Source organism: Acinetobacter terrestris (assembly GCF_004331155.1).
Taxonomy (GTDB): domain Bacteria; phylum Pseudomonadota; class Gammaproteobacteria; order Pseudomonadales; family Moraxellaceae; genus Acinetobacter; species Acinetobacter terrestris.
In genome coordinates this window covers 89,656-103,563 of the sequence record NZ_SJNZ01000012.1, presented here as the reverse complement: position 1 = coordinate 103,563, position 13,908 = coordinate 89,656, and the positions used below count along the sequence as shown (strand labels likewise).

Below are 13,908 nucleotides of genomic sequence, written 5' to 3'. Positions count from 1 at the left end.
GTCTCGGTCTCGGTCTCGGTCTCGGTCTCGATCTCGGTCTCGGTTAAAGTAGGCACAAGTGGCTTTTCTAAAAGAACAGGTTTCTGTCTTAATTCATCATCAGTTTTTAGGCAGTTATAACGTTGCTGCTGTTCTAGCATCCACTGATAAATGTCATCCAGATTTCCCCATTGGCTGATCAATGCGCTACGGTTTGGCGCTGGAATTAGCCAGATTTGCCAGCCTTGTGCAGGATGATACAGAATAGCCCAACCTGATTCAGTATTTTGGTATAGCGCCTGTTGTAAAGTACCTTGCTGCCGGAAAAGACCCCGATAAGAAAGTTTAAACAGGGTGTAATCCGCAAAATCTGTTGCGGCTTGCTCTGGTTGAGTTTGAGACTTAAATTTCAAAATTTGTTTTTTAAAAATCGGTTCATCACATAAGCGAAAAATTTCGGTTAAACGTGATTTTGATTTTGCAGTTTCAAAAAAAGACAAAGAGCGATGTTCCAAACCATCCAGCAGTTGATGTAATTCTTTAATCAGTAGCGCTTTTTCTAAGGCATTCATGAACTGACCTCTAGAGATGTTTTTGTGCTTTTTCTAGATAACTTGCCAATACAATATTAATAGCAAGTTCAAGTAATTTATATTCTGCAGACGTGGGTTTCGGGTGGCGTTCAGCGAGCACAATCAAACGATCAATATGGATGGTTTGTGGAGGAATTTTACCTTGAATCAGCGCTTGAAGTTCTTGCATAAGAAAATGGTTTCATAGAATGAATTATTAATTTAATGCTTTGATTATATGGATTTAAAAAGAAAAAGCATGAAGAAATATTGTCATGTTTTGAGCATTTATAGACATAAACAGCAAAAAATGTAGATTTTAGATAAAAAATATTCAAATTTTTTCAGCGGGATTTGGAAAAACAGATCGTAATTTATCGTTTGATTTTTCATCACATTGAAAATAAATAAATTAATTTATCGTTAAAATCTGCTGTCGATCCTAAATAGGAGGGGAGTAAATAAGATGATTTTTTCATCACAAAAAAACAGACTGAATTAGACCAGTCTGTTTTTTAATGGAATAAGATAACTTTTTAAGCTGCTTTTTCAGTAGCAGTTTTATCTTGAAGGACCGCTTCCGAAGTCACAACTTTTTGATCGGTATTTACGGTTTCAGCTGCTTTTTTAGCAGGAAAATCTGGAATAAAAACAATTTGAGCAGATACATTTGCAGAAAAAGCCACAATAGCGATAGCCAAAACAGATTGAATACGGTTCATCATCATTTCCTTTAGGTGAAAGGATGCCCGTGAAACAGGGCAAGGGAGAGAAATAAAATAAATTTCACATAAATGATATCAAAAAATAATCAAATTAAGGAAGGGCTAAAGGATGAAAAAAGATGAACGGTGAGTTTAAATTATTATATAAATCATGTGTTTAGAGTTTTTACTCTAAGACAGATTGTGTTTGAACAACCTGTCTTAAAGGGTTTGAAAATATAAGAAAATATTAATTTTTATGGCCTTTATTCTGGCAATTGCTTTGACATCTTTTCTCGTAAACCTTACCAGAAATGCCGCCAATAATAGCGCCACTCACGGTACCAAAGACAGGAAGTATACTACCTGCAACTGCACCGACCAATGCACCTGTTACGGTTGGAGAAAAAGGTGATTTCGTGCTTGAGCGCTGGTTAGGGGTAGAGTCGACAGTTGAATCAGCACTAGAATTTTGAGTATCAGTATTCATATTTACCTCTTATAAAGTTGCATGATTGAGAACTTAATTGTTCCGTATATCAGCCTAGCGAATTGTGCGTCTGCTTGTGTCAAAGCCTTGTATATATAAGTTGTGTTTTGTAAGAAGCAAATTGCTGATATTGGTATTGTTTCTTACGTGTAAGTTTTTGCGGTGTAATGTTAAAACCCAAAGTTTTGTTTAGAAAATATCCTATGATCAGGACTCACAAGAATAAAACTCGAGGTTTAAAAAATGGCTATCGCAAAAATTGTTGAAGTGAATTCCAGCAGTAATAAAAGCTTTGAAGATGCAATTCAAACAGGGATTGAGAAAGTAACCGAAACAATAAAAAATGTGCAAGGTGCATGGATCAACGAGCAAAAAGTAGTGATTAAGGACAATAAAATTACTGAGTATCGCGTGAATTTGAAAATTAGTTTTTTAGTCGACTAGATTGATGAATGATAAAATAAAAAAATCCCCTGATTTGGGGATTTTTTTTACCAGCAGTTGTAGTAAATCTATACCATTAAAAAGAAAATAGATTATTTCTCGGGAACATCGCAGCTATTATCTTTACAGATCGCTGCATCTTCAGTTTCCACTTTCGCTTGAGGTGCTTCTAAGGCTTTTTCAAAGACTTGCAAAAACACTTCGCGCGGTTGTGCACCGGCTAATGCAATGCGTTGATCAAAGACAAAGAACGGTACACCGGTCACTTTCAATTGATCTCGCGCCACATCTTCATCGAATTTAACAAAATCTGCATATTCTTCTGAATTTAAAACATCTTCCACTTCTACTGGATTTAAGCCAATGCGTGCAGCAACATCTTCAATTGTTTCACGTTCGCCAATGGGTAAACCTTGGGTCATGTAACTATAGAAAAAGGCTTCTTTGGCTTCTGAACCCAAGCCCTTACTTTGAGCCAGGTGAATAATGCGATGTGCATTGAAGGTATTACCCGAGTTGGCATTTTCCCAATTGAACTGGATGCCTTCTTCAGCAGCCATAGCGGCAATATTACGTTGCATCTCTTCAACGTCTGCAACTGTACGGCCGTATTTTTGCGCGAGACGTTCAGAGTTTGAAACTTCCTGACGGATGGGCGCTTCTGGATCAAGTTCATAGCTATGCCAATGAACTTCAAGTTCTAAACCTGCCTGTTCAGCAGCAGCTTCAAGACGTTTTTTGCCAATATAACAAAAAGGGCACACCACATCTGACCAAATATCTACGCGCATGAGAAATCTCTAATCTTTTATTGCCTATATTGATGGGGGTGCGGAGCAAAATTTAAAGCATGAAAATTGAATTAAAGCTGAATGGCGCTAGAAAAACTTGATAAGTTTGAGCTGAATAAATAACCAGAAGGCTTATGAATCGGGTTATGCTATTCAAAAGTCAGTAGAATGGAGTTTCACGTGCCAAGGATTTTTCTCATTTTAGGATTGGCGACATGTGCCGTATTTGGCTGGATGTTTTATCAGTATTCAGTACAGCAAAATGATCTGGGCCAACTCCATAATTACCAAACTGTATTGTATGAAAAAGCTGAACTCATTTATGAGCAAGCCCAAGACTGGTCTGAACCGATTGATGTCAATGTGGCAGATAAGCGTTTACAGGGCGATTATAAAGTGATGGCAGATTTTGTCCTCAGTCAGATGATTCAAAATGCTGAAGCCAGGAATGAGTATTTACGCCAGCTTAAAGCAATCCATTGGGATGAGTTTTTAAATATTGACCGCTTAGACAAAGACCGTGCACAGAAGTATGTAGAAACGGAACAGATGCTGAAACAGGTCCATCTTCTGGCTGCGCAGTACCAAGAGCAAACCCAGCAACGTGAAGAAGACACCTTGGCAAGAGCCAAACATTTATCAATCAGATCTAATCTGCGGCATCAATTAATAGATAGCCTGCGCGAAAGTCGTGATAATGATAAAACCCACGCTTTATTTGCCTTGGAATTGCAAATATTAACTAAAGCCGATGCTCTGTTTGAAATTCTGAAAAATAATAAATGGCAGAAAAAGAACAAAACTTTTATGTTTTATGAAGATCAGCCGTTGAAACAATTTAATGCCCTGTATCAGGAAGTGTTGCAGTTAAATGCAGAAATGGAAAAAATTAAAAAGCAAAATCGCAAGGCGGTGGAGCAGAAGTTATAGCATTTGAATTGGCATGATCCTGAACAGATCATGATTCAATTTAATCTTTTTATGTAAAAGAAATGATCTGCTTAGAATCATTTTCTTAAAATTAAAAAAGCGTACCGTAGTACGCTTTTTTAATGTCATTTAATCTTGGTGATTAAGCAATTTTAGCTTCTACTTGAGCTGCTAACATATGACCAGTTTCTTCAAAATTAGAATGCCATGAAAGCGCTTCACGAAGAAGGTGAGGCGTATGGCCACCTTTTGCACATGAACGGTCAAAGTAATCATTCAATGCATCGCGGTACATTGGGTGAGCACAGTTGTCGATAATGGCACGAGCACGTTCACGTGGCGCTAAACCGCGTAAGTCTGCAAGACCTTGTTCAGTCACAAGAATATCAACATCATGCTCAGTATGGTCGATATGTGATGCCATAGGCACGATTGAAGAGATGTCACCACCTTTTGCAATTGATTTGGTCACAAAGATCGCCAAGTGCGCATTACGGGCGAAGTCACCTGAACCACCAATACCGTTCATCATTTTAGTACCACAAACGTGAGTTGAGTTTACGTTACCGTAAATATCAAACTCGAGTGCAGTGTTGATGCCGATAATACCTAAACGACGAACCAATTCAGGGTGGTTTGAAATTTCTTGTGGACGAAGTACCAATTTGTCTTTGTACGCTTCTAGATTGTTAAATACTTTTTCGCCATATTTAGCAGAAAGCGTAATTGATGAACCTGATGCAAATTTCATTTTACCGGCATCAATCAATTCGAAAGTACAGTCTTGAAGGACTTCTGAATACATCACAAGATCTTCAAAATTTGAATCTTTAAGACCGGTCAATACTGCATTGGCAATCGAACCAATCCCTGCTTGTAATGGGCCTAAATCTTTCGGTAAACGACCTTCAGCAACTTCTTGTTCAAAGAAATTGATCAAATGGTTGGCGATCCCTTGAGTTTCATCATCTGGAAGGGTCACAGTTGATGGAGAATCGTGGTAATCGTTGTTAAATACGATCCCTACAATTTTAGATGGATCGATATTGATCGCATGCGTACCAATACGTCCATCCACTTGAGTCAATGGAATTGCTTGGCGTGTTGGACGATAAGTCGGGATATAAATATCATGTAAGCCTTCAAAAGCAGGGCTTAAATTGGTGTTAATTTCGATAATTACTTTTTCAGCAAAAATGGCAAAGCTTGCAGAGTTACCTACAGATGTCGTCGGAATAATGCCGCCATCTTCAGTAATCGCAACTGCTTCAATGATTGCAATATCCGGTTTTTTAAGCTGAAGGTTACGCATTTGTTCAACGGTTTCAGACAAATGCTGATCGATGAACATCACTTCGCCTTTGTTGATGGCTTTACGTAAAGTACTATCTACTTGGAAAGGTAAACGGCGAGCAAGAACACCAGCTTCAGTTAATTGTTTATCTAAGTCGTTACCCAGACTGGCGCCAGTAATTAAAGTAATTTTCAAAGGATTACTGTGAGCTTGTTTTACAAGTGCTAAAGGAACAGCTTTTGCCTCACCTGCACGAGTAAATCCACTCATACCTACAGTCATACCATCTTGGATAAAAGTAGCAGCTTGTTCTGCGCTCATGACTTTGTCATGAAGTGACGCTAAACGAATACGATCTAAAGACATGGTTTACGCTCAATTCTTGTTCAAAACTAGACGGATTGTACCGCCCTAAAAAGGAATTGTGCATGCCTGTTAGGCTAAGGTCTAATTTTTTGAAAAAATGTGGGTATAACGATTTTTGATGGTTTTTAATTGATTGATTTAACTAATGTAAAAACCAAGAGCTTAATAGTTAAACAAAACTGTTTGTTTGTTAATTAATCAATGGCTAAAAGTGTCCGGTGAAAGTTTGCTTAATTTTTCCCAAGGCACTGTGGGGTACATCTTCCTCAATTTCATCGTGAAGTATAGGTAAACAAATTACTGCTTCCAAACCACCCTCAGGACAATTGTGAATGCTAAGTTGCCCTTGATGCATGTCGACAATACGCTTCACAATGGCTAAACCCAAACCGCTGCCTTGTACCGTACGCGCTTCATTACCTCGTACAAAAGGTTGCATCAGGTCTTCAATTTGATCTTCAGGAATGCCTTCACCATGGTCTGCAACACGGATAAAAATATGTTCATCTTCCACTTTTGCTGACAATTCAATCGGTTCAGCACCATAACGTCTCGAGTTGTTAATTAAATTGCCAATCATGCGTTTTAAAGACTGGCTACGTGCCTGAATGACCGGAACATCCTGGACGGTAAAACGGATATCTAAAGGTTTAAACTGAATGACTAGTTCTTGTAATAGCATATTAATGTCAGTGTCTTGAAGTTCCTCATCTGAGCCATCTCGCATGTAGGAGATGAACTGATCAAGAATCGCGTCCATATCTTCGACATCATAAATCAAGCCTTCTTTCAGAAAGTCTTCATCCGGCATCATTTCGGCGCTTAAGCGAATTCGGGTCAGTGGCGTCCTCAAGTCATGGGAGATTCCGGCCAGCATAATACGGCGGTCACGCTCAGTCTGATCGAGGGTATAAATCATATGATTAAAGGCCTGGTTGACTTCACGAATTTCTTGGGGACCATGATTGGTTTCCAGATAAGGCGCAGAACCCTTTTTACTATAATTATTTGCCGCATATTGCAGGCGGCGCAAGGGGCGATTTAACTGGCGAACCAAGGTCAAAATGATGGCAGCTGCAATAAGGGGCACACCCAGCAACCAGCCAAACACCAGTTCAGGACTATAGTTGGCATAGGTTTTTAACGGTTCGCGCACCCAATGTCCGTTCATTTCCGGGGTCTGAATCCAAATACGCGGGCTGGGTTTAAACTGGAAATAGACCGTGACTTGTTTAACTTTCAGTTCTTTGGCTAACTTTTTTTCAATTTGATTGGTAAAAAATTCGGCAATGACTTTGTCACGAACACTCGGATATTCTTTCGGATCGGTAATGTATTCAATTCCAACCCGGTTTTTTAACCAGGTATCGACATCCACTTCAGCATCGTTATGAAAAATACGTAAATCTGGATTGTTGAGAATTTCGAGTTCAACCGCTAAATAGCGGGCGTGTTGTTGAATTTCTGGAAGATACAGGGTGCGCCAAAAGAACCACAACGACATAAATAAACTGAAAAATACAATGAATAACACGAGCACTGTAGTACGCATTGCAGCAGAACGCGGCTTGATCTTGTCAAAAAAGCGTTCCGAACGGGTACGCTTCTTTTCTGAGTAAGCCTCAAAATCAGTAAATTTCTGTGGGTCGATGGGTTCGAGTTTCACACCAGCTTCCTGTAGGTATTTTTAAATTGAGCAGTAATAATATTCGCGGTAGAATTTTACTGCCTGTACCTTCGATGGAAGGAGCTTGTTGTGTTACTTTTAAAAAGTAACCATAAAGTTTTGCCATTCACAAAACCTGTTCACTGTTATCTGTTTACTCAGAGCATCGCAGAAACAATATTTATCGAGTGAAGGCAGGTTGTGAATGGCATGAATGCGTATCTAATCTCAGTTTGAGTAATAAATAGCTTTGTATTCAAACATTGTAGTCATTATTCCGCACCATCTGGAACAAAGACATAACCGACGCCCCAAACCGTCTGGATATAACGTGCGCGGGCAGGGTTTTCTTCAACCAGACGACGTAAGCGAGACACCTGAACGTCAATCGAACGTTCCATTGCACCCCATTCACGACCACGCGCCAGATTCATTAACTTGTCACGCGTCAACGGTTCACGCGGATGTTGTACCAGCGCTTTAAGTACGGCAAACTCACCTGTAGTCAATGTCACCACTTGACCTTCGCGCGTCAGCGTACGGGTAGACAAATCCAGTGACCATGGGCCAAAGCTGACCACTTCCATGTGCTGACTCGGTGCACCCGGAACTTCGCGTACTTGACGACGCAGTACTGCACGAATACGCGCTAACAGCTCATTTGGATTAAATGGTTTAGGCAAATAATCATCAGCGCCGGCTTCAAGCCCTGCAATGCGGTCAGAATCGCTGCCACGTGCAGTCAGCATGATAATGGGTGTATCGATATTGGACTGGCGTAAACGACGGCAAATGCTTAAGCCATCTTCCACAGGTAACATGAAATCGAGCACGATCAGGGAGAAAAGTTCGCGCTGTAATAAACGATCCATTTGTGTTGCGTCGTGTGCAGTTTTAACCACGAAGCCTTTATCTTCTAGAAAGCGCTGTAATAACGTACGTAAACGCACATCATCATCTACAACGAGAATGCGTTCGACGCGATCAGTTTCGTTCTGTACTGGATCTGTTTTTTCAGCAGGTACAACTAAACTCATGATGTGCTCCTTTATTCTTTATTGTCATCGTAAACAAAAGTTCGGATAGCCTTGAGTATACGATTCATTTGCATCTGTTTACTATGCTCTAAAGCAACAAATATAGCAGGTAAAATCAAGACATAGATACCAAATGTATACATCTAAATTAGGGTGAATCCCGCCCAATATGTCCTTTAAAAAACGACTTATCACTTAATTTTGTAGGGAATTATGAAAATGCCATGAATTGGCAATATTGACCACTTATAAATTTAATAAAAACAATTGTGGATTTTATGGTCTTGGTCTTTATAATCATGCCATTTAGTACTTATCCTTGTGGGATCAAACACGATGACTGACTTAGTTCAGCAGTTAGCAAAAGAAATTGCCGTACGTCCAAATCAAGTAGAAGCTGCCATCAAGCTGATTGATGAAGGTGCAAGCGTTCCATTTATTGCACGTTACCGTAAAGAGGTAACTCAGGGCTTAGACGATACGCAGTTGCGTCAACTCGACACGCGTTTATCGTATTTACGCGATTTATTTGAGCGCCGTGAAAAAGTAATTGAATCTCTGAAAGAACAAAATAAATTGTCAGATGATTTACTGAACCGCGTCAACGCTGCTGAAACCAAGAATGCTTTAGAAGAACTTTACGCGCCGTACCGTCCAAAACGTACCAGCAAGTCGTTTAAAGCCAAAGAGGCAGGTTTGGGTCCAATCGCGGCAAAAATCTTTGCTGAAGCCATTGATCCAACCGAAGCTTTAGCCGGTTTTAGCCATGAAGATTATCCCGATGTGGAAAGTCAGCTGGATGCGATCCAGCACATTCTGATTGATGACTGGGCGCAAAACATTGCTTTAACCACCGAATTAAAAGCGACCTTTGCCAAAACCGCGGTTTTAAAAAGTGCAGTTGCAAGTGAAGATAAAAAAGAAGTCGGCAAGAAATTCCGCGATTACTTCGATTTCTCTGAAAACTTCAATAAAGTAGCTTCACACCGCTTACTGGCAATGTTACGCGGTCGTCAAGAAAACGTATTGGGCTTAAAGGTTGATGGTGAATATGATGCACTATTGGCGCGTATTGAAACTGAATACAATCTTGATTCGGTTCAACCACAAGCGCGTGCAGATTACTTGAAACAGACCGCTAAACTGTTCTGGTTAGGTAAGGTTCGTCCACAAATCGAACATTCACTACTGACTGAAAAACGTTTGGCTGCTGAAAGCGAGGCGATGGAAGTCTTTGCTGAAAACTTGCGTCATTTATTGCTTTCTGCTCCTGCAGGCGCGCGTACCACTTTAGGTGTTGATCCTGGTATCCGTACCGGCGTGAAACTGGCTGTAGTCAATGCTTCTGGTGATGTGGTTGCCCATAGCACCATTTACCCATTTGCGCCAAAAGAAGACAAAGAAGGTTCAATTGCTGAACTTACACGTCTTTGCCGTGAATTCAATGTCGATTTAATCGCGATTGGTAATGGTACTGCTAGCCGTGAAACTGAAGCGGTTGTGGCTGAAATGATGGCTGCAAACGCAGACTTGAACTTAACGCGCGTTTCAGTATCCGAAGCGGGTGCATCGGTTTATTCAGCGTCTGAATTGGCCTCACAAGAATTGCCAGAGCTCGACGTTTCTATTCGTGGTGCAGTTTCAATTGCCCGTCGTTTACAAGATCCATTGGCTGAACTTGTGAAGATTGATCCTAAATCGATTGGTGTAGGTCAATATCAACATGACGTGAACCAAACAGGTTTAGCGAAAACCCTTGAAGCTGTAGTTGAAGACTGTGTGAACTCGGTTGGTGTGGATGTAAATACCGCATCTCCTGCAATCCTGTCGTATATCGCAGGTTTGAATAAATCCATTGCACAACAAATTTATGAATACCGTAAAGAAAATGGCCGTTTTGACAACCGTCAGGCCTTGAAGAATGTACCTCGTTTAGGTGAGCGTACCTTTGAACAGGCAGCGGGTTTCTTGCGTATTCAAGATGGTTCTGAGCCACTGGATGCATCTGCGGTTCACCCTGAATCTTATGCTTTGGTGAGCAAGATTGTTGAAGCAAAAGCAACCACTGTAAAAGATATTATTGGTAATTCTGAAATCATTCGCCAAGTCGATGCTGAAGCATTTGCAGATGACAAATTCGGTCTGCCTACCATTCAAGACGTACTGAGCGAACTTGAAAAACCAGGTCGTGACCCACGTCCAGAATTCCGTACTGCAAAATTCCGTGAAGACATTACCGAAGTATCGCAATTGACTGAAGGTTTGCAGCTTGAAGGCGTGATCACCAATGTGACCAACTTCGGTGCATTTGTTGATGTTGGTGTACACCAAGACGGTTTAGTGCATATTTCTGAACTTGCCAATGAATTTGTATCGGATCCGCATAAAGTGGTGAAACCGGGTCAAATTGTTCAAGTACGCGTATTGCAAGTGGATGCTGAACGTAACCGTGTCAACTTGTCTATGCGTCCTGAAGGTTCAGAAGCACCGGCTAAAGCGCCACGTCAGCCACGCCGTGAGCAAAATGCTCAAACTGAACAACGTGCTGAACGTAAGCCGCAAGCGAAGCGTCCGCAAAATACACGTCCTCAGGGTGATCGTCCACAAGGTCATAAAAAACCTCAAGCTGCTAAACCACAAGAGCAAAAAATTGGTGGTTTGGGTGCATTGTTATTACAAGCCGGAATTAAAGGTTCTAAATAATTTTTAGAGTTCTTTAAGATTTAAAAAAACCTCCCAAGTGGGAGGTTTTTTTATACAAGCTTTGGCACAATCCAGCTACAAATAATCAGCATAATGCCTAAATGTCCCAACTTACGGCTCACTTTTTCTAATGTTGAAATTTGCACAGGCGACTGTTGAGATCCACTTCTCAGTTTCATCGATGCCATCGACTTATTGAAATGTAAAAATACAGCCAGATCGATACAAATTAAAATACTGCCGACATCACTGACGATATCCATCAATTGATAATCTTGTTGATAAACAGAAGTCGCTATTTGGTAGCAAAGGAACAGGGCAAAAGCCAAACAGGCACATTGAAAAATAACAGCAGCAATCCGCATAAAAAATCTAAAAACAAAAAAATGATGTGTGTTTATAACATAAAAAAGCCAGACTAATGACTGGCTTTAATATTGCACAATCTTACCAATGTTCACCCGGGAACAAACGTGCATACGCTTTTTGAACCCAATTCAATTTTTGTGGTTGACCGACCGAAGCTGAAGAGCTTGGGAACAGGTTATAACCAATCGACATCAATTTATTATTGATGTCTGGTGCAATTGAGTAAGTGATAGAAGCCAAACGGCCTAAGTGGGTTGCCACTTTCTTCGGACGTTTCACAATTGCATAAGCAATTAAATCTGCTGCCTGTTCAGGAGAAAGCGTTGGCACATATTTATAAATTTTGGTGGGCGCAATCATCGGGGTACGTACCAACGGCATGTAAACCGAAGTAATCGCAATTTTATGTGAGTGAACTTCAGCAGATAGACAGCGACTGAATGCATCCAGTGCGGCTTTAGATGCGACATAAGCTGAAAAACGGGTCGCATTGGCCAACACGCCAATTGAGCTGATGTTAATAATATGGCCATCACGACGAATCATCATCTGCGGTAAGATATTCATCACTAAACGGATAGCGCCGAAGTAATTCAGCTGCATGGTGCGTTCAAAATCATGGAAGCGGTCTGATGATTCATGCACTGCACGACGAATAGAACGTCCTGCATTGTTAATTAAAATATCAATATGATCGACAGACGCTAAAATTTGTTTAGAGACTTCATCAATCGATTCCATGTTATTTAAATCACATGGATAGACTGAAGCCTGGCCACCTTTTGCTTCAATTTCTTGTTTAACTTGATCTAATGTGTCTTTGGTCCGTGCAACCAATAAAACATGGGCACCGGCATCGGCAAGTTTATGTGCAGCAGTTAGGCCAATACCACTGGATGCACCTGTAATTAAAACCACTTTACCGTTAACTCGGTTTCGAAAGAGTTTCTCTAGTCTTGAATTCACGCTGTTTTTTCCTGATTTAAATAGAACTAAATTCTAGATTATGTTTTTTGTAGTTGATTATTTGGCTCAAAATATTGGGGAATTGAGCTCTTCTCATCTGGGTTATGATAACCAATGTTGAAAAAAAATCTATAAATAAGTTGTTGAATTTACAAATAGAATTAGAGTAATTGCTCTATTATTGTTCTTCTTATAACTTAATTTTTACCACGAATTCAAAACAAAGCAAAGAGAAATAAGCACAAAGTATTGAAGAAATAAAAAACCTTCTTCCCGATGAGGAAGAAGGCTAGATTTAAAGTCGATGACAAAACATTAAACTTGAGCAAGCGCCTGTTCTAAATCTGCAATTAAATCATCAATATGCTCAATCCCAACTGACAAGCGAACCATATCCGTGCTGACGCCCGCAGACTTTAATTCTTCTTCATTCAACTGGCGGTGGGTTGTGGTAGCCGGGTGGCAAGCCAGACTTTTTGCATCGCCAATATTCACCAGACGGGTGAAAAGTTGCAGCGCATCAATAAAGCGAGTGCCGCCTTCAAGGCCATCTTGTACGCCAAAAGACAGAATCGCAGACGGTTTACCTTTCACATATTTTTGTGCCAAAGCATGCTGTGGATGATCTTTTAAGCCTGCGTAATTGACCCATTTTACTTTGGGATGCTGCTTTAAATACTCCGCCACCTTTTGCGCATTTTCAGTATGGCGCTCCATACGTAAATTCAAAGTTTCCAAACCTTGCAGGATAAGGAATACGCTGAGAGGACTAATGGCAGCACCGGTATTGCGTAATGGCACCACACGTGCACGCGCGATATAAGCCGCCTCACCTATAGCTTCAACATAGTTCACACCGTGATAACTCGGATCAGGTGTATTCAACACTTTAAAGCGCTCAGGATATTTGCCCCAAGGAAATTTGCCGCTATCGACAATGGCACCGCCAATCGAGTTGCCGTGACCGCCAATATATTTGGTCAGTGAGTGCACCACGATATCTGCGCCATGTTCAAAGGGTTTCAGCAGAGCAGGGGTGGCGACTGTGTTATCGACAATGACCGGAATGCCATATTCATGCGCAATTTTTGCAATCGCTTCCAGGTCGATGATATTACCGAGGGGATTACCAATCGATTCCACAAACACCAGTTTGGTCTTGTCATCAATCAGACCGCGCAGCGCTTCTGGATCTTGATAATCGAAAAAACGGACTTCAATCCCCTGTTTTAGCAAGCTGTGTGCAAATAAGTTGTAAGTCCCACCGTATAAAGTCGAAACCGAGGCAATATTGTCACCTGCTTCAGCGATGGTTTGAATGGCATAAGTAATTGCCGCCATACCTGATGCTAAAGCCAATGCGCCAATACCACCTTCAAGTGCAGCCAGACGTTGCTCTAAAACAGCAGTAGTTGGGTTCATAATACGGGTGTAGATATTCCCCTGAACCTTTAAATCGAATAAATCGGCCCCATGTTGCGTATTGTCAAAGGCATAAGATGTGGTTTGATAAATCGGTACAGCCACGGCTTTTGTTGTTGGGTCTGGGCTATAACCGGCATGAATGGCCAGGGTTTCGTCTTTATAGGTCATGTTT

General features: G+C 40.8%; 13 protein-coding genes and 1 pseudogene. 3 read left to right on the top strand and 11 right to left on the bottom strand.

Annotation, left to right across the window (positions count from 1 at the left end; genetic code table 11):
• The 4 genes and pseudogenes from E0H81_RS08610 to E0H81_RS08595 all read right to left on the bottom strand — a co-directional run.
• Positions 1–551: pseudogene (locus E0H81_RS08610) on the bottom strand (hypothetical protein); the annotation flags it as partial.
• 10 nt (positions 552–561) lie between these two features.
• Positions 562–741 carry a hypothetical protein gene (locus tag E0H81_RS08605; protein WP_131268466.1) on the bottom strand — a complete coding sequence of 60 codons (180 nt, stop codon included), beginning with the start codon at positions 739–741 and terminating at the stop codon, positions 562–564.
• Between the two features lie 346 nt (positions 742–1,087).
• A complete protein-coding gene (locus E0H81_RS08600; protein ID WP_131318198.1) occupies positions 1,088–1,273 on the bottom strand; it encodes a hypothetical protein in 186 nt (61 codons plus the stop codon).
• Positions 1,274–1,505: 232 nt separating this feature from the next.
• The gene (locus tag E0H81_RS08595; RefSeq protein ID WP_131318196.1) at positions 1,506–1,745 is read right to left on the bottom strand and encodes a glycine zipper domain-containing protein; all 240 of its coding nucleotides are present in this window, start codon (positions 1,743–1,745) and stop codon (positions 1,506–1,508) included.
• A 243-nt stretch (positions 1,746–1,988) separates the two neighbouring features.
• Here E0H81_RS08595 and E0H81_RS08590 point away from each other — a divergent pair, with 243 nt between their 5' ends.
• Complete coding sequence (locus E0H81_RS08590; protein WP_131268460.1) at positions 1,989–2,189, top strand: dodecin family protein; 201 nt, start codon at positions 1,989–1,991, stop codon at positions 2,187–2,189.
• Between the two features lie 92 nt (positions 2,190–2,281).
• Here the strand turns inward: E0H81_RS08590 and E0H81_RS08585 are convergent, their stop codons facing one another.
• Positions 2,282–2,980 (bottom strand): DsbA family oxidoreductase, encoded by a 699-nt coding sequence (locus tag E0H81_RS08585; RefSeq protein ID WP_131318194.1) that lies wholly within the window; start codon positions 2,978–2,980, stop codon positions 2,282–2,284.
• 180 nt (positions 2,981–3,160) lie between these two features.
• Here E0H81_RS08585 and E0H81_RS08580 point away from each other — a divergent pair, with 180 nt between their 5' ends.
• A complete protein-coding gene (locus tag E0H81_RS08580; RefSeq protein ID WP_131318192.1) occupies positions 3,161–3,910 on the top strand; it encodes a hypothetical protein in 750 nt (249 codons plus the stop codon).
• A 142-nt stretch (positions 3,911–4,052) separates the two neighbouring features.
• Here the strand turns inward: E0H81_RS08580 and E0H81_RS08575 are convergent, their stop codons facing one another.
• The 3 genes from E0H81_RS08575 to ompR all read right to left on the bottom strand — a co-directional run bounded on the left by E0H81_RS08575 (position 4,053) and on the right by ompR (position 8,273).
• On the bottom strand, positions 4,053–5,570 hold the full coding sequence (locus E0H81_RS08575) for a succinyl-CoA:acetate CoA-transferase ScpC (RefSeq protein ID WP_131318190.1): 1,518 nt from the start codon (positions 5,568–5,570) through the stop codon (positions 4,053–4,055).
• Between the two features lie 205 nt (positions 5,571–5,775).
• Entirely contained in the window at positions 5,776–7,236 is a 1,461-nt protein-coding gene (locus tag E0H81_RS08570) for an ATP-binding protein (RefSeq protein WP_131318188.1), read from the bottom strand.
• Positions 7,237–7,508: 272 nt separating this feature from the next.
• Positions 7,509–8,273, bottom strand: a complete 765-nt coding sequence (ompR, locus tag E0H81_RS08565; protein WP_067726874.1) for an osmolarity response regulator transcription factor OmpR — start codon at positions 8,271–8,273, stop codon at positions 7,509–7,511.
• A 336-nt stretch (positions 8,274–8,609) separates the two neighbouring features.
• Between ompR and E0H81_RS08560 the strand changes: the two genes are divergently transcribed.
• On the top strand, positions 8,610–10,976 hold the full coding sequence (locus tag E0H81_RS08560) for a Tex family protein (RefSeq protein ID WP_131318186.1): 2,367 nt from the start codon (positions 8,610–8,612) through the stop codon (positions 10,974–10,976).
• Positions 10,977–11,026: 50 nt separating this feature from the next.
• Here E0H81_RS08560 and E0H81_RS08555 read toward each other — a convergent pair whose 3' ends face one another.
• The 3 genes from E0H81_RS08555 to E0H81_RS08545 form a co-directional block, all read right to left on the bottom strand.
• On the bottom strand, positions 11,027–11,341 hold the full coding sequence (locus tag E0H81_RS08555) for a hypothetical protein (RefSeq protein ID WP_131268449.1): 315 nt from the start codon (positions 11,339–11,341) through the stop codon (positions 11,027–11,029).
• An 82-nt stretch (positions 11,342–11,423) separates the two neighbouring features.
• Positions 11,424–12,311 (bottom strand): SDR family NAD(P)-dependent oxidoreductase, encoded by an 888-nt coding sequence (locus E0H81_RS08550; protein ID WP_131268448.1) that lies wholly within the window; start codon positions 12,309–12,311, stop codon positions 11,424–11,426.
• 315 nt (positions 12,312–12,626) lie between these two features.
• Complete coding sequence (locus E0H81_RS08545) at positions 12,627–13,904, bottom strand: O-acetylhomoserine aminocarboxypropyltransferase/cysteine synthase family protein (RefSeq protein ID WP_131318184.1); 1,278 nt, start codon at positions 13,902–13,904, stop codon at positions 12,627–12,629.
• Positions 13,905–13,908 lie beyond the last annotated feature (4 nt).